Genomic DNA, 20,048 nt, shown 5'->3' on the forward strand with positions numbered 1-20,048 from the left:
ATTATTTTGCTAAAGCTTTAATCGCTTCAGCGACGGTCACATCAGCATCAAGCTTGGCGGCTTGACGAGCTTTTGTTGCCATCATTTTTAATTCATTTCTATCAAGCTGCGTGATAGTGTTCGCTAGCTTATCAGCCGTTAGTTGAGGCTGTTCAATCATTAACGCTGCGCCACATTCAACTAAATGGTCGGCATTCAACGCTTGTTGTCTGTCTTTGTGCATAAACGGAACGAAGATAGAACCGACACCTGCCGCAGACACTTCTGATACGGTTAATGCACCTGAGCGACACACTAATAGATCTGCCCACTCATAAGCTTGCGCCACATCATCAATAAATTCAGTCACTTGAACATTACCAACAGAATGTGATTTGTATTGCTCAATAACTTGTTGTTGATTGTTCTTACCCGCTTGGTGCATCACAGTGAAGCCTTCACCAAGCTGCGCCATCGTTACTGGCAAGGTATCGTTTAGGATTTTTGCGCCCTGACTGCCGCCCATAACCAAGATGCGGATGTCACCATCACGCTCAGCCATGCGTTGCTCGGGTTCAGCTAAGGCAACCACATCTTCGCGTACTGGGTTACCCACCACTTCTGCGGTAGGGAAAGCACCAGGGAAAGCTTGGAAAACCTTTTTAGCAATCTTAGACAGCCATTGGTTGGTTAAACCTGCCACTGCATTTTGTTCATGGAGAACCACTGGAATGCCAGACAACCATGCCGCGATACCACCCGGGCCACTCACGTAGCCACCCATACCAAGTACCACATCAGGCTGCCATGCTTTGATGTGTTGCCTTGCTTGAAGTATGGCATTAATAATCTGGAACGGCGCTTTAATTAACTTGCTAATGCCTTGACCACGCAGGCCTTTCACTTTGATGAAGTCGATTTCAATGCCATGCTTTGGCACTAAATCCGCTTCCATTCTGTCTGCTGTGCCTAACCAGCGAATTTCCCAACCTTGTTGCTGAAGCTTTTTCGCTACTGCTAACCCTGGGAAAACGTGACCGCCAGTACCACCAGCCATCACTAAAAGTTTTTTGTTTTGTTTCATCACGTTAGATTCTTATTCTACTAATTCGTTTTGACTATCAGCTTGTTCTTTTTGTTGCATTCGGCATTCGTGGTCAATGCGCAGCAGCATTGATACCGCCACAGACATAACAATTAAACTCGAACCACCATAACTGATTAGCGGTAGGGTTAGACCTTTGGTCGGAACGATGCCAGATGCAGCACCTACGTTAACAAGCGTCTGAAACGCAAACCAAATACCAATACCAAAAGCCAGATAGCCGCTGAACACTTGATCGTGTTCAAAGGCTTTTTTACCTATCAGAATGGCTTTTAACACCAAGCTGAAGATCAACATTAATACTAAGGTAACACCGACAAAGCCAAGCTCTTCAGCCAACACAGCAAATACAAAATCGGTATGCGCTTCTGGTAAGTATTCGAGTTTTTGAATCGAGTTACCAAGCCCTTGCCCCATCCAATCACCACGGCCAAACGCCATCAATGACTGAGTTAACTGGTAACCACTGCCGAACGGGTCGTTCCAAGGTTCCCAGAATGAGGTAACACGTCGAACACGATAAGGTTCTATAACAATCAAACCGACGACCGCGGCAATACCTGCCACCATCAAGGCGATAAACTGTGAAAGCTTGGCACCAGCAATGAATAGCATGCCGAACAGGGTCACTAGCATTACGACCACAGTACCTAAATCGGGCTGGCCTAGCAGCAGCACGGCAAAAGCGCCGAATACCATGATCGGTTTACCAAAACCACCGAAGAAGGTTTTTCTCACTTCATCTTGCTTCCGAACCAAGTAGCCCGCCATAAAGATAAACAGCGATAACTTGGCGACTTCAGCGGGTTGTAAGTTAAATAGCCCTAATGGGATCCAACGCGATGCGCCGTTAACCGACTTACCGACGGCTAATACCACAATCAGCAAGAAGAAGGACAAGCCCAGTAGATACATACTGTATTGAAACCAGCGTTGCATCGGGATTTGCAATATGACGCTAGAGACACCTAACGCCAATACAAGGAAGATGGCATGACGGAACATAAAGTGAAACGGCTGATCGGTTAAACGAGCACTGATGGGGAACGAAGCAGACGTCACCATCACCAAACCTGTCAGCATTAGCCCAAGAGCAATCCACACCAATTGACGATCGTAAAGCGCCTCGGGAGTAGCACGGTTTAGCCACTGCCAGATGGATTGATTAATCTCTTTGACTCTTTGCACTGAATGTTAGTCCTTCAACACGTTAAGCATACTCATGAGCAAGCTCAGTGAACGCATCACCTCTTGCCATGAAATTATTAAATTGATCGAAGCTTGCGCACGCCGGAGACAGCATCACCATATCTCCAGCCACCAGCTGTGGCGAGATAGATTCGATTATCTGCTGCATGGTATCGAACTTTTGTGCCGATGGGTGCAGAGGCATGAATTGATCTGCATCTTCACCGAAACAACACAGCTGAACACGCTCAAGTTGCGCCAATACGGGTTCAAGCTCACTAAAGTCAGCACCTTTACCAACGCCGCCAACCAAAAGATATAACGTACCTTGATACTCCAACCCAGACAGGGCTGCCAATGTGCTGGCTACATTCGTTGCTTTGGAGTCATTAACCCATTTGATTTCGCGCTTGTCAGCCACGACTTGGCAACGATGCGTCAAACCGTTATAGGCCTTCAAAGCATCAAGACTTTTGCTGTAGTCGATACCAACTTGCTTCAATAGTGCAAGTGAGACTAACGCATTCGCCACATTGTGACGTCCAACCAATGTTAAATCTTGGGTAGCAAGGACAGGTTTACCGTGATCGACCAACCACTCAGTACTATCAATCGTTGATACACCAAACTCTTGGTTATCTAGGCCAAAAGTCAACAATGGCATTGTCTGGTCAGGGTAAGTCTCTTTGTCTTCACGATTAACAGTCGCACACTGCGCGTTATTAAAGATTCTTAACTTGGCCTCACGGTAATCAGCCATGCCTTGATAGCGATCCATATGATCTTCAGACAGATTTAAGAATGCCGCAGCGGCAAGTTTTAAATTCGATGTAGTTTCTAACTGAAAACTTGAAAGTTCAAGGACATATAAATCCGCATCAAGTTCTAGAAGGTCTAGGGCAGGAATGCCAATATTGCCGCCAACGCCAACATTAAGCCCAGCAGCCTTAGCAAGCACACCAGTCAGATCAGTCACGGTACTCTTACCGTTTGAACCAGTAATCGCCACAACAGGCTTATCTACAGCCCAACCAAACAGCTCGATGTCGCCAACGACAGGCGTACCCGCTTGAAGCACATCTTGAATTTCAGGTGTCGCTAAAGCAATGCCTGGGTTAGCAACCACCAGATCAGCCTCAGCTAGCCATTGGCTATTCCAGCTTCCAGAATGCAGCTCAACCGACTCAGGCAAAGATTCCTTTCCTGGTGGTAGCTCTCGCGTATCAATTACCTTTACGCAAGTATGGGGCTGATATTTTACGAGATGTTTAACGACAGAGAGCCCGGTAATACCGAGCCCCACAACCACTACATTTTGAATATTTTGCCAACGTTCCATTTAAACAAGATGCTCTTAATAGTTTTAAAGAGCCCCTATTCAGAGGCTCATACAGGATTAACGAACTTTCAGTGTGGCTAGGCCAACCAGTACTAATACCATTGAGATTATCCAAAAACGCACGATAACACGCGGCTCTGGCCAACCTTTAAGTTCATAGTGGTGGTGAATCGGTGCCATGCGGAAAATACGCTGACCACGCAATTTGTAAGAGCCCACCTGCAGAATCACTGACAGAGTCTCCATTACAAACACACCACCCATGATCACTAGTACCAACTCTTGACGAACGAGTACCGCAATCACACCTAACGCACCACCCAGTGCTAGAGAGCCAACATCGCCCATGAATACTTGTGCTGGGTAAGTGTTAAACCATAGGAAGCCAAGGCCTGCACCAACGATAGCAGTACATACCACCACCAGTTCAGAGGTGTATGGGATGTATGGAATGTGTAGGTATGCTGCAAAGTTAACGTTACCTGTCGCCCAAGCGATAACAGCAAAACCCGCAGCAACCATAACCGTTGGCATAATCGCCAAGCCATCTAGGCCATCAGTTAGGTTTACCGCGTTACTGGTACCCACAATAACAAAGTAAGTCAGCACGATGTACAGCAGGCCAAGTTGTGGCATCACATCTTTAAAGAAAGGCACCACTAATTGTGTCGCAGCAGTGTCTTGCCCATGAGCATACAGAGCAAACGCCACAACCAATGCAATAGCCGATTGCCAGAAGTACTTCCAACGCGCAATCAAGCCATCAGTGTTCTTACGAACGACTTTACGATAATCATCAACAAAACCAACTGCACCGTAACCGCCTAGCACGACAAGTACGGCCCAAACGTAAGGGTTTGATAAGTCAGCCCAAAGCAAGACTGTAATAATGATCGCAGCAAGGATCATCACACCACCCATAGTTGGTGTGCCACGCTTACTAAAGTGAGACTCTGGGCCGTCGTTACGAACAACTTGGCCAATTTGCAGCATTTGCAGACGCTCAATTAAACGAGGTCCCATCCACAGCGACAGACATAAAGCCGTCAAAATGCTCGCGATTGCACGAAACGATAAGTATTCGAACAAACGGAAAAAAGAAAAGTGTGGCTGTAGTAGCTCTGCAAGCCAAATTATCATGAAAAGTTCTCCTTTAAAGCAGCGGCTATTTTACTCATTCCTGCACTATTGGCGCCTTTTACCAACAAGGTATGTGGCGCGTTTTCTGGCAAGCTCAAGTGCTGCTCTATGTGCGCGATCATCGCTTCATGCGTTGCAAAGTGAGTGCCGTTACACACTTCACTAATCACCTTGGTATCATCACCGTAAGTGAGTACATGCTCAAAAGCGAATGGGGCAGCATATTCACCGACTTGACGGTGAAGTGCAAGGCTTTCATCGCCTAACTCAGCCATATTGCCTAAAATCAACCAACGCTGACCTTTGAAGCTCGACAACAATTTAGCTGCAGCCTTCATTGCCGGTACACTGGCGTTGTAACTGTCATCTATCAGCTTGATATTCTGACTTAATTGTTGAACCTCAACTCGGCCTTTAACTGAGATAAGATTCGCTAAACCGCTTTTAATTTCTGCAAGCGTGGCACCGAATTGAATGCTCAGTGCTGCTGCGGCTAATGCGTTGGCTACATTGTGCTGACCAATAATGCCAAGTTCGACATCGATAGCGCCTTGCGGGGTCTGCATATCAAAGCAAGCTTCACCCTGCTCGTTGATGCGAATATTCGTCGAAAAGTAATCCGCCGTGTCATCACTTTCAGAAAAGGTCAGTACGTTTTTGTCTGCAAGCACATCTTTCCAGAAGTCACCACCATTGCTCTCTAGGTTAACAATAGCAGTATCACCAGCAGCAAGCCCCTGAAAAATTTCGCCTTTCGCTTGTTTAACACCATCAATTGAGCCAAAGCCCTCTAGATGCGCGGCAGCAACGTTATTCACTAAGGCCACCTGTGGTTTCACAAGCTGCGTGGTATAGGCAATTTCACCAATGTGGTTCGCGCCCAGTTCTATCACGGCATAGTCGTCATTGGGTTCACTGCGCAGCAAGGTTAGTGGTACTCCAATATCATTATTGAAGTTACCCGCTGTAAACAGCACTTTGCCACGTTGTTGTAGAATACTCGCGACCATCTCTTTGACGGTCGTTTTGCCACAGCTTCCTGTTATCGCCATGGTTGGCACGTTACATTGTTTGTGGATCCAAGCACTTAGCTGACCTAAAGCAAGTTTAGTGTCTTCAACAACAACTTGAGTAATATTTAGGTCAAGTTTTCGTTGAACTAATAACGCACTCGCATTGGCCTCAACAGCCTGACCACAAAAATCATGCGCATCAAAACGTTCACCTACAAGAGCAACAAACAGTGCACCTTCTTCAACGGTGCGAGTATCGGTAGAAACCGCATTGATCAAACTATTGCTCGATTTGCCAGCCTCTATCAGCTGACCGTACACCGCTGAGCAGATCTGCTCGAGTGATACATCAATCATTATGAAATACCTAAAAGTTGTAGTGCTGACTCTCGATCCGAATAGTGGATCGTTTTGTCTTTCAATACTTGGTAATCCTCATGGCCTTTACCTGCCAGAAGAATAATGTCGTTATTACCCGCCTGCTCTAGAGCAAACTTAACCGCCTGAAAGCGATCGTGTTCAACAAAGGCGACTTCAGGCTCACTTAAACCTGCCAGCATGTCTTTAACAATCAATGCCGGGTCTTCACTGCGAGGGTTGTCATCTGAAATAATAATGTTATCGGCGAACTGCTCTGCGGTAACCGCCATCATAGGGCGCTTGCCTGTATCTCGATCACCACCGCAGCCAAAGATTGCCCATAGCTTTCCAGAGCAATGTACACGTAGTGCTGCCAATGCTTTCTCTAATGCGTCAGGTGTATGCGCGTAGTCGACAACCACTTTCGCTTTGTTTGGTACTTGGAACAATTCCATACGGCCAATCACAGGTTGCAATTGAGGTGCTGTGTCGATCAAGGTTTGCTTGTCGATGCCTAGTACAAGTAGGGTCGCGAAAGCAACCAATACATTTGATGCGTTGAACTGGCCAATTAAAGGAACAGACAGTTGTCCCTGCCCCCAGCTACCATCAAAAGCGAGTTTGATACCCGTCTCTGCATAAGCAACATCCGATGCCCATACTGACTGCTGGTAGCCCGATAACGGAAGCAATGACACAGCTACTGCATTGGACAGATCAGCCATCCAAGCTTTACCGACTTCATCATCAACATTAATCACAGCGTGCTTACACTTATGCTGAGTAAACAAGCTCTTCTTAGCCAGAGCGTACTCTTGCATCGTGCCGTGGTAATCCAAGTGGTCACGGCTCAAGTTAGTAAATACACCAGCCTCAAAATCCAATGCCTTAACTCGGCCTTGAACCAAACCATGAGACGAGATTTCCATCGCGGTATAAACAGCGTTTTCTTCAGCCAACTCACTCAGCGTACGTTGTATTTCAATCGCACTACCGGTCGTATTCGCCGCCGTTTTAAGGTTGTCTAGAAAACCGTTACCCGTGGTGCCCATTACCGCAGAGCGTTGGCCGACTAAATCTAGCCACTGAGCAATCAATTGGGTGATAGTGGTTTTGCCATTGGTGCCGGTAACACCAATCAGCTTAGTCGCCTGAGACGAGTAAACACGACCGGCCAACTCAGATAACACCAAGTTAAGGTCTTTAATGTAAACAACCGGAACAGCATCCAACCACTCAATCAGACCATGGGCCTTTTCAGCATCAGCTTGTGCGATAACGGCATTGGCTCCCTGTGAGACCGCTTTGTCAATGAAACGACGGCCATCAACAGCATGCCCAACTACAGCAACAAAAATATCGCCGTCTTTGATGGCACGACTATCCAACTCCAACTGTTCAACGGCAATCGCATCCAGCTCAGGTGAACTAAAGTCACCCCAAGGAGAAAGTAAAGATGACAGCGTGAGGCTATTACTCATATTGAATCCTGATTGGCTCTATTCTTGAAACTTGTTTTCATCAGCAGGGACATTCAGAATTTGCAGTGCGCCCTTCATGATTTCAGAAAAAACAGGGGCTGCGACCGAGCCACCATAGTAGAGGTCACCTTGAGGTTCATTGATCATCACAACCAAAGAGACTCTTGGATCACTCACTGGAGCAACACCTGCGGTATAGGCGAAGTACTCGTCTCCATAACCACCGGAAATCGCTTTTCTAGATGTACCTGTTTTTGCTGCTACTCGGTAACCCGGCACGGCAGCTCTTGTCGCTGTACCGCCCTTTTGGGTTACGCCTTCTAGCATGTTCAAAACCAACTCAGCATTTTCGCGCTTGATGATCTGTTTTGAGAAATCTTGGTCGTTGCTTTTAACGATATGGATAGGTTCGTAAACACCGTGATTCGCTAACGTCGCATAGGCATGAGCCAATTGCAGCGGAGTAATCGCTAGACCATAACCAAAGGATAAGGTAGCGATTTCAAACTTAGACCAGCGTCGACGGTTCGGGAAAATACCCGCGGTCTCACCGACTAGATTCAGCCCAGACATCTCGCCAAGACCAACAGAACTGTACATGCCCAGTAGCGCTTCAAGTGGCATATCCAGTGCTAACTTCGCCACACCGATGTTACTCGACTTCTTAAGGATTAACGCCAAGTCTGCCTTACCAACTTTGGAAGTATCACGTACACGGCTACCACCGATTTGCATGATGCCGTTACCCGTATCAATTACAGTATCAGCATCCGCGGTACCATTTTCGAGAGCGGCAAGAACAACAAACGGCTTAACCGTCGAACCTGGCTCAAAAGCATCGGTGATCACGCGGTTACGCATCTTAAAGCTTTGTAAATCAGCACGATTGTTTGGGTTGTAAGACGGTGCGTTAACCATGGCCAAAACCGCACCCGTTTTTACGTCTAATAAGATGGCAGATCCAGACGTCGCCTTGTGATCGGCTACCGCCTGTTTAATCGCTCGATATGCGATGGCTTGTAAGCGCTGATCGATGGTCAATTCGAGTGGTTTACCTTCTTCACGCTCTTCTAGTGCAATGTTTTCAACTACTCGCCCGTAACGGTCTTTACGGATTGTACGTTTACCTGCTTCACCCGTGAGCCACTTATCGTAGCTGCGCTCGACACCTTCTAGGCCGTGTCCATCAATTCCGGTCACACCAATAAGATGCGCGCTGACTTCACCGGCTGGGTAATAACGACGTGATTCTGCTTTAAGACCAATACCCACCAGCTTTAAGTCGCGGATGTATTTCGCCATTGCTGGGCTAACTTGTCTTTGTAGGTAGATAAAACGACGAGATTTGTCGCTGGAGATCTTGTTGATCATCGATTGTCGATCTAAGCCAAGTACATCAGCTAGCGCATACCAACGATCAATTTGGGCCATGCCATTTTTATCGAAGATGGTTTTCGGGTCAGCCCATACCGCCTCAACAGGCACACTGACGGCAAGTGGTTCGCCATTGCGGTCTGAAATAATACCGCGGGCAGAAGGAATAGCCTTAACACGTACAGAACGAAGGTCGCCCTGACGAATTAAGTTATCTGGTTCAATGACTTGGATGTAAGCCACACGACCTACTAGTACAGAAAAGGCAACCAACACAAAAGCAATAACGACGTTGAAACGCCATTTAATCAGAATTGGATCCGAGTCCTTTTCGCTCTTCACTCGCTCTTTCGTTGGTTTCTTAACGGCTTTCGCGGGGGCTTTTTCCTTTTTTCCGGTCATTTCAGTGTGATCACAACTTCTTTGTCGGAGTCTGGACGTTTCATGTCTAGCTCTCGTTTTGCCGATGCTTGAACGCGGCTATGTTCAGCCAGAGCCGTCTCTTCAAGCATTAAATTTCGCCATTCATTATCAAGCTGTTCACGCTCACTCAATGCCATGTCTTTTTGCGTGATTGCCTGACGTGACATGTGTGTCGTGAGAACGACCCCCATCGCGCTCGCGAAGATACAGATAAGCAGCACCAATGGGACTTTACCCACGGAGATCAAATCAAAAAATATTATCTTGGCTAAGTTAGGTTTGGAGGTCTTCATTGACTATAGCTTTTCTGCGATTCGTAATACTGAGCTACGCGAACGAGTATTCTCATCCACTTCATCTTTAGAAGGCTTGATCGCTTTACCAACAGGCTTAAGATCAGCACTGCCTAGCGCTTTGATCTGCTCTTCTGTTAGTGGCAGGCCATGTGGTACTTGCGGACCTTGGCTCTCTTTACGGATAAAGCGCTTCACCATGCGGTCTTCAAGAGAGTGAAAGCTAATAACAGACAAACGGCCTTGAGGAGCAAGAATGCTTGCTGCGCCTTTCAGGGCTGTATCGATCTCTTCAAGTTCACTGTTGATGTAGATACGGAAGGCTTGGAAAGCACGTGTTGCTGGGTGCTTTTTCTCTTTGAAGCTTTTTGGAGCTACATCCGAGATAAGCTTAGCCAACTGACCAGTGCGCGTTAGTGGTTCGTTCTCTTCATTCTCTTGATAAGCAATGATGCCTTTCGCGATACGACGAGCGTGTTTGTCTTCACCGAACTCACGAATAACCCATGTGATGTCATCAAGATCGGCTTCAACTAACCACTGAGAGACAGGAATACCGGTTGTTGGGTCCATACGCATATCAAGCGGACCGTCTTTCATGAAGCTAAAGCCACGCTCAGCGTCATCTAGCTGTGGTGAAGAAACACCTAGATCCAGTAACACACCATCCACTTGACCGACTAAGTCATAACGCTCCGCATATTCAGCCATACCTGAGAACGGGCCGTGAATAATCGTAAAACGAGGGTCATCAATCTTTTGCGCTTCTGCAATCGCTTGTGGATCGCGGTCAATACTAAAGAGTCGTCCATTCTCGCCCAGTTTAGACAGGATTGTACGGCTGTGACCACCACGGCCAAAAGTACCATCGATGTAGGTACCGTCAGGTTTGATCGCAAGTCCGTCAATAGATTCGTTAAGCAATACTGAAATATGTTTGAATGCTTCTGTCATAGTCTTCTCAGTGAGTGGATTGAGCCATTAGTTCGGCAATAATTTGTTCTATTAACGTTTTAGTGTACTGATTTCACGCCGTATCTCCACCATATTGTGTATAGGCTTTGGGAATTTTTGACCCAAGCTCATATCAGGATGAAGGATTCTAAGGAAATCTAAATAATTTACGTCAATATAAAGCAAAAAACCCATCACTACCGTTAAGTAATGATGGGTTCTTTATATAGGTGGAGTTGACACATACGCCGGGTTCTGTTCCGCTTGCGCGGCGGTAACCATTCGTCTAGGCCTGCAATCGCTCACAGGCTCAAGCAATCTACCCGCCCCCATACGCGAGCAACGCAATGTGAGGGCCTATTTGATCTTGCTCCGGGTGGAGTTTACCTTGCTACGAACTGTTGCCAGTCGCACGGTGCGCTCTTACCGCACCCTTTCAGCCTTACCTGTGCCCCTTCCGAAGAAATGAGGCCATCGGCGGTCTTCTCTCTGCTGCACTTGTCGTGGGCTCGCGCCCCCCAGACGTTATCTGGCACCCTGCTCTATGGAGCCCGGACGTTCCTCCCCTCTACCAGTCTCCCGAAGGACTTCAACGTCAGTTTCCCGAAGGACCTCAACGTCAGTCTCCCGAAGGACATCAGCAAAGCAGCGATTACCCGTTCAACTCCGAGGGCGGATTGTATAGAGATTAGGGTGCAGTGTCTAGCGAGATCACAAATATGGTGCAAACCTCTAAGCAACTGCGTGAATTTTACACAATTCAGACAAAAAAAGAGGAATAACGGCAATACCATCACTCCTCACAAGCTTTTCAATACAGGTTAGCTACTCTATAAAGAGGTTTCTAGTGGTCTAGATGCTCTAGGCCCCATTTGTATAACGCGTTCTTTTTCAGATTGTAGATTTCAGCTGTCATTGCCGCCGCTTTTTTAAGAGGTAACTCTTTAGTTAGGATACCCAGAGTACGAGTCGCTTCGTCTGGCAGTTCTGTGCTCGCTTCTTCACGATGACCATGAATCAGTAACACCATCTCACCGCGCTTACGGTTCGAATCTTCTTCAATCCACTCAATCAACTCACCCAGTGGCAATCCTTGAATTGTTTCGAATGTCTTAGTCAGCTCACGTGCCAAGACAACTTCACGGTCTGGGCCTAAGATCTCAAGCATATCTTGTATAGAATCTGAGATTCGATGTGGTGATTCGTAGAAGATACACGTGCGCTCTGCTTTCGCGATCTCTAGGAACTTATCTTTACGACCTTTGCTCTTTGGCGGCAAAAAGCCTTCAAAGCTGAAGCGATCAGACGGTAAACCAGACGCACTCAATGCCGTAATCACTGCACAAGCACCAGGAAGTGGCACAACTCTCACACCCGCTTGACGACATTGTGAGACAAGATGGTAACCTGGGTCACTGATTAAAGGTGTACCCGCATCAGAGACTAATGCGATAGACTGACCTTCTAATAACCTTTCGACTAGAACTTGCGCTTTAGTTTGTTCATTATGATCATGTAAAGCGAACGTTCTGGTTGATATATTGAAGTGAGCAAGCAGCTTACCCGTGTGGCGTGTGTCTTCGGCTGCAATAACATCGACACTTGATAAAATTTCAATTGCTCTTTGAGTGATATCTCCCAAATTTCCGATTGGGGTTGGCACAATGTAGAGAGTTGGGCTCTCTGTGAGCAAGGTTTTGTTATCTGTCATTTGTTTACCATCACTTCAACGATTAATATAGATACAAATTTATACGGAATTTAAAGAACTCATGGCAACGATGAACCATAAGAGACTCAGTGTACCACGCTTACTAACTCCAATTGCATTAGCAATTACATTGGCGGCTTGTTCTTCAGGTCCTCAAGCACCAACGAGCGTTGATATTACACTAGATCCAGCGCAATCAACTGAAAGTTACATGATGCAGGCGGATAGTAGCAAAGGAAGTCTACAAAACGACTGGTTAATCATGGCGCTTAAGGCTTCTGTGCAAGTTGGAAAAACCGATCAAGCAACTCTGCTGATTAAACGCTTAGCAAAACAAGAGCTGAGCGAAACGCAACAAGCGGAATGGCAATTAGCGCGCGCTCAGCTGCTGGTGAATAACTCACAGCCAGATCAAGCTTATAGCCAACTAAACTTCCAGCCTTGGTGGAAGCTTCCGAACGAGCAGTGGAAAGATTATCACGAGCTACGCGCGAACATTTCTGAAATGCAAAGCGAGTATTTTGAAGCAAGCCGTGAGTTAGTTCTTTATTCAGAATATCTAGACGCTGACGACGAGCTCCAACAGCAAGCTGCTGACCGTATTTGGCAGAACCTAAATAGCTACTCTCAATATGAGATTCTAGAGCTTAAGACGTCGCCTACAGAAGACGTTCTTGCAGGTTGGTTACAGCTGGCGATTTACATGAAGACGCTGAATTCAAACCTTCCAAACCTGCAGGAAACCCTGTCTGATTGGCTAGCAGAGAATTCTCAGCACCCAGCAGCAACATATACACCTCAGGCGATCACTGACATCTTGGCGCTAGAGATCAGCAAGCCAACCAGCACTGCACTATTACTGCCTCTAACCGGTAAGTACGGCAAGCAGGCACAACTTGTGCGTGACGGTTTCATCTTTGCGATGATGAATGACAAAGAGCGCGAAGAAGATGCAACGCTGACGGTAATGGATACCAACGTGCAAAGTGCCGCTGAGATTAAAGCGACACTGGAAGAGAACAATGTTGATTTCATCGTTGGCCCGCTGATCAAGAGTAACATCACTAAACTTCAGCAAGCACAGAAAAACCACGAAAACTCGATTCCAGCATTAGCTCTGAACATTCCAACACAACTAGAACCTGATACTAACATTTGTTATCTCGCTCTATCGCCAGAACAAGAAGTTGCTCAGGCAGCGAAACACCTATTTGCTCAAGGCTACAAGTATCCGCTTATCCTTGCGCCAAGAGGACGTTTAGGTGAGCGTGTTGAGCAAGCGTTTAAAGAAGAGTGGAAAAAATACAGCAGCAACGATGTTGCTATCAGCTTATTCTCTGACAAACGCCAACTGCAACGTAATGTGAATCAGGTATTCGGCCTGCAAGAGAGCCAACAGCGTATCGCTCAAATGGACGGGTTACTGAACCTAGACCTAGAAACAGAGCCACGCAGCCGTCGTGATATCGATTCTGTTTACATTGTGGCTAAGAACTCAGAGCTAACGCTAATCAAACCCTTCATTGAAGTTGCAATTAACCCTGATGCTAGCCAGCCCGCTCTTTTCTCAAACTCACGCAGCAACAGCGGTGATAAGCAGTATGAAGACCTAACCGGTGTGTTCTACAGCGATATCCCACTATTAGTTGAGAATAAAAACGAGCTTAATAAAGAGCTCAACGACCTATGGCCTGCACACTCAAACGGCCAAAAACGCTTGCAAGCACTGGGAATGGATGCTTACTACCTAATGGATGCACTGCCACAGATGAAAGCAGTGCAAGGTTACAGCATTCCAGGTGAAACAGGTGTGTTAACCATCGATAACAACTGTGTAGTTCAACGTGAAATCAGCTGGGCAGAGCATGGGGCTTTTTAGCCGAAAGTTCCTATCCAAACCAAGTATCACCCACAAACAAGTGGGTGATAAATACGAGACCGTGGCAAAATCTTATCTGATTAACCACGGTTTATCGTTAATAGAACAAAACTTCATAGCAAAATGTGGCGAGATTGATCTTATAATGCGCCATAACAATACGGTTGTGTTTGCTGAGGTAAAATACCGCAAGCAAACCCGCTACGGACATGCCGCTGAAATGGTGACTGCCAAGAAGTCACAGAAACTGCTCAAAACAGCCAATGTTTGGCTTATGCAGCAAGGATTGTCGGTGCACTCTACAGATTTCAGGTTTGATATTGTTGCCATTGAAGGGCCGAATGACACTATCGACTGGATTCAAAACGCGATTACCCAAGGATAAACATGCTAGACAGCATTAAAGAAAGTTTCACAGAAAGTATTCAAATCCAAATTGCGGCTGCAGAAGCTCTGCCTGACGCAATCACGCATGCCGCTCAAGCAATGGTTGCGACCTTGCTTAACGGAAACAAAATTCTTTGTTGTGGTAATGGTGGTTCGGCGTCGAATGCTCAGCAATTTGTATCGTGCCTACTCAACCGGTTTGAAACAGAGCGCCCTAGCCTTCCAGCAATGGCACTCACAGCAGACAACACCACGCTAACGGCTGTGGCTAACGACTACCACTATGAAGAGATCTTCTCTAAGCAGGTGCGTGCATTCGGTCAAACTGGCGATATTCTGTTGGCTATCTCGACTAGCGGTAACAGCAAGAACATCATCAAGGCAATGGAAGCGGCGGTAACTCGCGACATGACCATCATCGCCTTTACCGGTAAAGATGGTGGTGAGATGGCAGGTTTGCTTGGTGAACACGATGTAGAGATTCGTATCCCGTCACACCGTACAGCGCGCATTCATGAAGTACACATGGTGACACTGCACTGCCTATGTGACCTAATCGATCAAGTACTCTTCCCTGCCCACGAAGAGTGATATACGGAGCATCACAATGAAATCATTAACCTCTATGAGGCTGTTTAAGCTGATTAATGTTTCGCTACTTACACTGTCTCTGTCTGGTTGTGCTGGCATTTTCATTGCTGGTGCTGCAACTACTGCAAACCTAGTCACAGATACGCGAACAACCAAAGAGATTTGGAACGACAACAACATCGAATTTGAAGTTGCAGCGATTACCAATAAACAACCATTCCGTGGCAATGTACGTGTCACCGCAAGCTCATACCGAGGTTCAGTGGTGTTGATGGGGCAAGCAACCACAGATTCAGAACGTCGCGCTTTTGAAAACCAAGCCAAAGAAGTGGCTGGCGTTGAGAGCATCCACAATCAAGTTCGAGTGAAAGAACCTTTGTCTGTAAGTGCTATCAGTAAAGACAGCTGGATTACCACTAAGGTGAAATCAGCTCTGCTTGCGAATGCTGAGCTTAACGGCATCAAAGTAAAAGTGATTACTGAGGATTCAGAAGTATTCCTACTTGGACTCGTGACTAGAGAGCATGCCGATATCGCGACAGAAGTTGCGCGTAACATATCTGGCGTAAAACAGGTTATTCGAGCGTTTGAATACGGTGAAGAAGAGACGGCTGTTAACTAGCCGTAAGCCAGTCAACTAAATGCGATATAGCAGAAAAGAAAAAGCAGCGACGAGTCGCTGCTTTTTTATTTGGTTCGTTATCTAATACCAATCGTAGTAAATAATCTATCATTCTAGCTTGTTAAAAATTTCGATAACTGCGTTAGAATTTTTGATTGTAGAATAACTACTTATCAAAAATTCCGCCTTGCTCTCAAGCTTTTTTCCTGCGCTATTTCTGATCACTTACTTACTGTGATTGGTATAACTAACGTTATTTGATAACACGAAGGCTTGGGCGACCTTTCGCTGGACGAGGTGGCTCAGGATCTGAGTCTGGCTCTTCAGCATCTACGTCTGCCGTTGCTACGCTCAAAGATGGGCCTTTTTCTGGTTCTTCAAAAGGACTTTCTTCAATCCCTTCTTCAAACGCTTCCATGTAAGCCTCTTCAGGTTCAAACATGGTACCAGCACCATTTTCACGAGCATAAATCGCTTGTACTGCGTAAAGCGGAACGATCACAGAGTGTGGACGACCACTAAAGCGAGCACTAAACGTCACAGCTTCGTTACCCAGTTCAAGTTGTCCAACCGCACGAGGCGCGATGTTCAGAATGATCTGACCATCTTGAACAAACTCTTCTGGAACTCGCACACCCGGTAATGTTGCTTCAACAACAAGGTGTGGAGTTAGTTCGTTATCAACCAGCCACTCATAAAATGCACGAAGCATGTATGGTCGGCGTGGAGTCATATTAGAAATATCCATAAACGCTTAGCGAACGAGTCGCATCTCACGCTCAGCTTCAGTTAGAGAAGCTAGGAATGAATCACGTTCGAATACGCGGTTCATGTAAATCTTAAGCTCTTTAGAACCAGGACCAATTAGTTCGATACCAAGCTCAGGTAAACGCCATAATAGCGGAGCTAGGTAACAATCAATTAGGCTAAACTCTTCGCTCATGAAGTATTCATACTCAGCGAAGATAGGAGCAAGAGTCAGTAGGTCGTTGCGCAGTTTAACGCGAGCTGCTTCAGATTCTTCAGCGTTGCCTTTAACGATCTTCTCTGCAACTGAATACCAGTTACGCTCAATGCGGTACATCATTAGACGGCTGTTACCACGAGCAACCGGGTATACAGGCATCAACGGTGGATGAGGGAAACGCTCATCTAGGTATTCCATGATGATCTTCGAGTCATATAGAGCAAGCTCACGATCAACAAGAGTAGGTACTGATTTGTACGGGTTCAGTTCAACAAGCTCTGCTGGTAGATTTTTTTCATCAACCAACTCAACTTCAACACTTACGCCTTTTTCAGCAAGAACGATGCGCACCTGATGGCTATACATATCAGAAGCACTTGAGAAAAGAGTCATTACAGAACGTTTATTGGCAGCTACAGCCATGGAGCCCTCCAGTACACTTTAAATAAAAACAATGGAGGCCTAAAGCCTCCATTGAACATTAACATAATTTGGGAATTAGCACGGTATTATAGCACAATTAGTGCACATCACGCCAATACTCTTTCTTCAGCAAAATCACGATGATAGTGAAGATTACTAAGAAGGCCATTACCCACCAACCCATAGCGTGACGCTCAAGTTGAACTGGGTCGCCCGAGTAAACCAAAAAGTTAACAAGGTCACGAACTGCTTCGTCGTATTCACCAGCACTTAATTCGCCAGAGCCGTCAGTCTCAGTGCCAACAACAACCGTCACTTCCTCGCCATCTACCATATGAGTATCGTAGATTGGTGTTGGGATACCTTGCAGTTCTTCAAGAACGTGCGGCATACCAACGCTTGGGAAAACAATGTTGTTCACGCCAAATGGACGAGACGGATCTTCATAGAAAGTACGAAGGTAAGTGTACAGCCAGTCTGCGCCACGAACACGAGCAACCAATGTTAGGTCTGGTGGCGGAGCACCAAACCAACTTGCCGCTTGATCAGAAGGCATAGCATTAACCATCAAGTCACCGATTTTCGCTTCAGGGTCGAAAATCAGATTTTCCTTCATAAGATCAACGGGGATCTCTAAATCATTCGCAACACGTTCATAGCGCTGGTACTGCGTTGAGTGACAAGCGAAACAGTAGTTCATGAACATCTTAGCGCCATTTTGCAATGAAGCTTTGTCTGTTAAATCATTGTTCGCTTTGTCTAATGGTACGTTTGCACCCGCTGCCATCACCAGTGACGGCAACATAGCAAATAAAATTACAATCCACTTTTTCATTTGAATGTCACCCTTTCTGGTAATGGTTTCGTCGCTTCATTTTTACTGTAGAACCACAGTAGAACGAAGAACATGAAGTAACCTAAGCTAAAGATTTGAGCCAGTAGCGTGTATGTTGGCGTTGCTGGAAGCGCACCAAGTACACCAAGCGCAATAAAGCTTATTGTGAATTGGATGATGTTAATCAAATGCAGTTTGCTACGGTAACGGTAAGAACGCACTTTACAACGGTCGAACCATGGTAGTAGGAATAGCACAACAATAGATGCGCCCATTGCTACAACACCTAGCAACTTATCAGGAACAGCACGCAGAATTGCGTAAAACGGCGTGAAGTACCATACCGGAGCGATGTGCTCTGGTGTTTTCAGTGGGTTAGCAGCTTCAAAGTTTGGCGGCTCAAGGAAGAATCCACCCATCTCTGGGTTAAAGAACAGCACATAACAGAAGAAGAATAGGAAACCGGCCACACCAACCATATCTTTCACGGTCCCGTATGGGTGGAAAGGAATAGAGTCAATGATGTCGTATTTCTTAGTGTAATCCTTGTGGAATGGGAACTGCGTTTTGTAGTCGTCGCCCATTGTGCCTTTAGGAAGTTTCGTCTCAATACCGTCTGGGTTGTTCGAACCCACTTCGTGCAGTGCTAGTACGTGAAGTACGATAAGCAGCAGAAGTACAATTGGTAGAGCGATAACGTGCAGTGCGAAGAAACGGTTCAGCGTTGCACCAGAGATGATGTAGTCACCACGGATCCAAAGCGTTAGGTCATCACCGATAACAGGGATCGCACCAAACAGAGAAATGATTACCTGAGCACCCCAGTAAGACATTTGACCCCATGGTAGTAGGTAACCCATGAAAGCCTCAGCCATAAGCACTAAGAAGATCAACATACCGAAGATCCAAAGTAGCTCACGAGGCTTTTGGTAAGAACCATAGATTAGGCCACGGAACATGTGCAGGTAGATAACAACGAAGAATGCCGAAGCACCTGTTGAGTGCATGTAACGTAGTAGCCAACCGTATTCCACATCACGCATGATGTATTCAACAGAAGCAAATGCACCCTCACCTGACGGTACGTAGTTCATTGTTAGCCAAATACCCGTAAGGATTTGGTTAACCAATACCAACATTGCCAAAGAACCGAAAAGGTACCAAAAGTTAAAGTTCTTAGGCATTGGGTATTCAGATAAATGCTTTTTATACGCATTCATCGCGGGTAGACGTTTCTCTACCCAATCAAGCAATCCTTGCATTACGCGTCTCCCTCGTCCACACCGATCATGATCTTAGTGTCACTCAAATACATATGCTTTGGTACAACAAGATTCAATGGAGCTGGTACGCCTTGGAATACTCGACCTGCCATATCAAACTTTGAACCATGACAAGGACAGAAGAAACCAGACTTAACACCCTGAACTTGTTCTGCAAAAGAATCCGGCAGGTAAGTTGGAGAACAACCTAAGTGCGTACAGAAACCAACAGCAACGAAGAATTCCGGCTTAATTGAACGGAACTCGTTCTGTGCGTATTCTGGTTGTTGTTCAGCTTCAGATTGAGGGTCACGAAGTTGACCACCGATCGATTTTAGGTTTTCTAGTACCGACTCAGCACGGCGTACAACCCATACAGGTTTACCTTGCCACTCGACACGAACCATTTGTCCCGGTTCTAACTTACTGACTTCCACTTCCACCGGCGCGCCCGCAGCTTTCGCCTTGGCACTCGGATTCCATGATTTAATAAAAGGCACGGCTACAGCAGCTGCTCCTAAACCACCAACAACGGCTGTTGTTGCGGTTAAGAAACGCCTGCGACCGTTATTTAAAGGCGCGTTGCTCATCCAAACATTCTCCCATTTGCTCCTTGTGGATTGAAATAATTCCGATTAAAGAGCATGGCTAACAAAATATGTATTTAGTTCTATTTATTGACGGCAAATGATAAATAAAACCCTACTTTTTGACAAGATAAA

General features: G+C 46.2%; 19 protein-coding genes and 1 other RNA gene. 4 read left to right on the plus strand and 16 right to left on the minus strand.

Annotation, left to right across the window (positions count from 1 at the left end):
* Window position 1: 1 nt before the first annotated feature.
* From murG to rsmI, 11 genes are all read right to left on the minus strand, one after another.
* Window positions 2–1,063, minus strand: coding sequence for an undecaprenyldiphospho-muramoylpentapeptide beta-N-acetylglucosaminyltransferase (gene murG, locus AB4351_RS13585; RefSeq protein ID WP_017059287.1), 1,062 nt, complete (start codon window positions 1,061–1,063; stop codon window positions 2–4).
* A 12-nt stretch (window positions 1,064–1,075) separates the two neighbouring features.
* Window positions 1,076–2,272 (minus strand): cell division protein FtsW, encoded by a 1,197-nt coding sequence (ftsW, locus tag AB4351_RS13590; RefSeq protein WP_065584711.1) that lies wholly within the window; start codon window positions 2,270–2,272, stop codon window positions 1,076–1,078.
* Between the two features lie 22 nt (window positions 2,273–2,294).
* Window positions 2,295–3,611: a UDP-N-acetylmuramoyl-L-alanine--D-glutamate ligase gene (gene murD, locus AB4351_RS13595; RefSeq protein WP_065584710.1), complete on the minus strand. Its 1,317-nt coding sequence runs from the start codon at window positions 3,609–3,611 to the stop codon at window positions 2,295–2,297.
* A 57-nt stretch (window positions 3,612–3,668) separates the two neighbouring features.
* Window positions 3,669–4,751, minus strand: coding sequence for a phospho-N-acetylmuramoyl-pentapeptide-transferase (gene mraY, locus AB4351_RS13600; RefSeq protein WP_017059284.1), 1,083 nt, complete (start codon window positions 4,749–4,751; stop codon window positions 3,669–3,671).
* Window positions 4,748–6,121: a UDP-N-acetylmuramoyl-tripeptide--D-alanyl-D-alanine ligase gene (murF, locus tag AB4351_RS13605; protein WP_017070828.1), complete on the minus strand. Its 1,374-nt coding sequence runs from the start codon at window positions 6,119–6,121 to the stop codon at window positions 4,748–4,750. Before murF ends, mraY begins: the two co-directional genes overlap by 4 nt.
* A complete protein-coding gene (murE, locus tag AB4351_RS13610; protein WP_017059282.1) occupies window positions 6,121–7,605 on the minus strand; it encodes a UDP-N-acetylmuramoyl-L-alanyl-D-glutamate--2,6-diaminopimelate ligase in 1,485 nt (494 codons plus the stop codon). Before murE ends, murF begins: the two co-directional genes overlap by 1 nt.
* Window positions 7,606–7,623: 18 nt before the next feature.
* Window positions 7,624–9,381 carry a peptidoglycan glycosyltransferase FtsI gene (locus AB4351_RS13615; protein WP_008223684.1) on the minus strand — a complete coding sequence of 586 codons (1,758 nt, stop codon included), beginning with the start codon at window positions 9,379–9,381 and terminating at the stop codon, window positions 7,624–7,626.
* Window positions 9,378–9,695: a cell division protein FtsL gene (gene ftsL, locus AB4351_RS13620; RefSeq protein ID WP_017062901.1), complete on the minus strand. Its 318-nt coding sequence runs from the start codon at window positions 9,693–9,695 to the stop codon at window positions 9,378–9,380. Before ftsL ends, AB4351_RS13615 begins: the two co-directional genes overlap by 4 nt.
* Before the next feature lie 3 nt (window positions 9,696–9,698).
* Complete coding sequence (gene rsmH / locus AB4351_RS13625) at window positions 9,699–10,649, minus strand: 16S rRNA (cytosine(1402)-N(4))-methyltransferase RsmH (RefSeq protein ID WP_017062902.1); 951 nt, start codon at window positions 10,647–10,649, stop codon at window positions 9,699–9,701.
* A 228-nt stretch (window positions 10,650–10,877) separates the two neighbouring features.
* Window positions 10,878–11,317, minus strand: an RNA gene (rnpB, locus tag AB4351_RS13630) — RNase P RNA component class A.
* Window positions 11,318–11,493: 176 nt separating this feature from the next.
* Window positions 11,494–12,360: a 16S rRNA (cytidine(1402)-2'-O)-methyltransferase gene (gene rsmI, locus AB4351_RS13635; protein WP_372126284.1), complete on the minus strand. Its 867-nt coding sequence runs from the start codon at window positions 12,358–12,360 to the stop codon at window positions 11,494–11,496.
* A gap of 61 nt (window positions 12,361–12,421) precedes the next feature.
* Between rsmI and AB4351_RS13640 the strand changes: the two genes are divergently transcribed.
* The 4 genes from AB4351_RS13640 to AB4351_RS13655 are packed head-to-tail and all read left to right on the plus strand — an operon-like array spanning window position 12,422 to window position 15,839.
* Entirely contained in the window at window positions 12,422–14,239 is a 1,818-nt protein-coding gene (locus AB4351_RS13640; protein WP_372126286.1) for a penicillin-binding protein activator, read from the plus strand.
* A complete protein-coding gene (locus AB4351_RS13645) occupies window positions 14,226–14,624 on the plus strand; it encodes a YraN family protein (RefSeq protein ID WP_048614934.1) in 399 nt (132 codons plus the stop codon). Before AB4351_RS13640 ends, AB4351_RS13645 begins: the two co-directional genes overlap by 14 nt.
* 2 nt (window positions 14,625–14,626) lie before the next feature.
* Window positions 14,627–15,217, plus strand: coding sequence for a phosphoheptose isomerase (locus AB4351_RS13650; RefSeq protein WP_004729817.1), 591 nt, complete (start codon window positions 14,627–14,629; stop codon window positions 15,215–15,217).
* A gap of 16 nt (window positions 15,218–15,233) precedes the next feature.
* The gene (locus AB4351_RS13655; protein ID WP_017062905.1) at window positions 15,234–15,839 is read left to right on the plus strand and encodes a BON domain-containing protein; all 606 of its coding nucleotides are present in this window, start codon (window positions 15,234–15,236) and stop codon (window positions 15,837–15,839) included.
* Between the two features lie 253 nt (window positions 15,840–16,092).
* On the opposite strand, the gene sspB is transcribed toward AB4351_RS13655, so the two are convergent.
* The 5 genes from sspB to petA all read right to left on the minus strand — a co-directional run bounded on the left by sspB (window position 16,093) and on the right by petA (window position 19,916).
* Window positions 16,093–16,587, minus strand: a complete 495-nt coding sequence (sspB, locus tag AB4351_RS13660; protein ID WP_017072808.1) for a ClpXP protease specificity-enhancing factor — start codon at window positions 16,585–16,587, stop codon at window positions 16,093–16,095.
* A 6-nt stretch (window positions 16,588–16,593) separates the two neighbouring features.
* Window positions 16,594–17,229, minus strand: coding sequence for a stringent starvation protein SspA (gene sspA, locus AB4351_RS13665; RefSeq protein ID WP_009848943.1), 636 nt, complete (start codon window positions 17,227–17,229; stop codon window positions 16,594–16,596).
* Between the two features lie 97 nt (window positions 17,230–17,326).
* Window positions 17,327–18,064, minus strand: coding sequence for a cytochrome c1 (locus AB4351_RS13670; protein WP_017061436.1), 738 nt, complete (start codon window positions 18,062–18,064; stop codon window positions 17,327–17,329).
* Window positions 18,061–19,326: a cytochrome bc complex cytochrome b subunit gene (locus AB4351_RS13675; protein WP_017061435.1), complete on the minus strand. Its 1,266-nt coding sequence runs from the start codon at window positions 19,324–19,326 to the stop codon at window positions 18,061–18,063. The genes AB4351_RS13670 and AB4351_RS13675 overlap by 4 nt, the downstream gene beginning before the upstream one ends.
* Window positions 19,326–19,916: a ubiquinol-cytochrome c reductase iron-sulfur subunit gene (petA, locus tag AB4351_RS13680; RefSeq protein ID WP_017061434.1), complete on the minus strand. Its 591-nt coding sequence runs from the start codon at window positions 19,914–19,916 to the stop codon at window positions 19,326–19,328. The genes AB4351_RS13675 and petA overlap by 1 nt, the downstream gene beginning before the upstream one ends.
* Between the last annotated feature and the right edge of the window lie 132 nt (window positions 19,917–20,048).

The sequence above is a fragment of the Vibrio sp. 10N.261.51.F11 genome, from assembly GCF_041471665.1.
GTDB classification, from domain to species: domain Bacteria; phylum Pseudomonadota; class Gammaproteobacteria; order Enterobacterales; family Vibrionaceae; genus Vibrio; species Vibrio crassostreae_C.

What these genes read in the sequence shown, in the direction of transcription:
- murG (WP_017059287.1), bottom strand. Translation starts at nt 1,063, where the DNA reads ATGAAACAAAACAAAAAACTTTTAGTGATGGCTGGTGGTACTGGCGGT.
- murD (WP_065584710.1), bottom strand. Translation starts at nt 3,611, where the DNA reads ATGGAACGTTGGCAAAATATTCAAAATGTAGTGGTTGTGGGGCTCGGT.
- mraY (WP_017059284.1), bottom strand. Translation starts at nt 4,751, where the DNA reads ATGATAATTTGGCTTGCAGAGCTACTACAGCCACACTTTTCTTTTTTC.
- murF (WP_017070828.1), bottom strand. Translation starts at nt 6,121, where the DNA reads ATGATTGATGTATCACTCGAGCAGATCTGCTCAGCGGTGTACGGTCAG.
- murE (WP_017059282.1), bottom strand. Translation starts at nt 7,605, where the DNA reads ATGAGTAATAGCCTCACGCTGTCATCTTTACTTTCTCCTTGGGGTGAC.
- AB4351_RS13615 (WP_008223684.1), bottom strand. Translation starts at nt 9,381, where the DNA reads ATGACCGGAAAAAAGGAAAAAGCCCCCGCGAAAGCCGTTAAGAAACCA.
- ftsL (WP_017062901.1), bottom strand. Translation starts at nt 9,695, where the DNA reads ATGAAGACCTCCAAACCTAACTTAGCCAAGATAATATTTTTTGATTTG.
- rsmH (WP_017062902.1), bottom strand. Translation starts at nt 10,649, where the DNA reads ATGACAGAAGCATTCAAACATATTTCAGTATTGCTTAACGAATCTATT.
- rsmI (WP_372126284.1), bottom strand. Translation starts at nt 12,360, where the DNA reads ATGACAGATAACAAAACCTTGCTCACAGAGAGCCCAACTCTCTACATT.
- AB4351_RS13640 (WP_372126286.1), top strand. Translation starts at nt 12,422, where the DNA reads ATGGCAACGATGAACCATAAGAGACTCAGTGTACCACGCTTACTAACT.
- AB4351_RS13645 (WP_048614934.1), top strand. Translation starts at nt 14,226, where the DNA reads ATGGGGCTTTTTAGCCGAAAGTTCCTATCCAAACCAAGTATCACCCAC.
- AB4351_RS13650 (WP_004729817.1), top strand. Translation starts at nt 14,627, where the DNA reads ATGCTAGACAGCATTAAAGAAAGTTTCACAGAAAGTATTCAAATCCAA.
- AB4351_RS13655 (WP_017062905.1), top strand. Translation starts at nt 15,234, where the DNA reads ATGAAATCATTAACCTCTATGAGGCTGTTTAAGCTGATTAATGTTTCG.
- sspB (WP_017072808.1), bottom strand. Translation starts at nt 16,587, where the DNA reads ATGGATATTTCTAATATGACTCCACGCCGACCATACATGCTTCGTGCA.
- sspA (WP_009848943.1), bottom strand. Translation starts at nt 17,229, where the DNA reads ATGGCTGTAGCTGCCAATAAACGTTCTGTAATGACTCTTTTCTCAAGT.
- AB4351_RS13670 (WP_017061436.1), bottom strand. Translation starts at nt 18,064, where the DNA reads ATGAAAAAGTGGATTGTAATTTTATTTGCTATGTTGCCGTCACTGGTG.
- AB4351_RS13675 (WP_017061435.1), bottom strand. Translation starts at nt 19,326, where the DNA reads ATGCAAGGATTGCTTGATTGGGTAGAGAAACGTCTACCCGCGATGAAT.
- petA (WP_017061434.1), bottom strand. Translation starts at nt 19,916, where the DNA reads ATGAGCAACGCGCCTTTAAATAACGGTCGCAGGCGTTTCTTAACCGCA.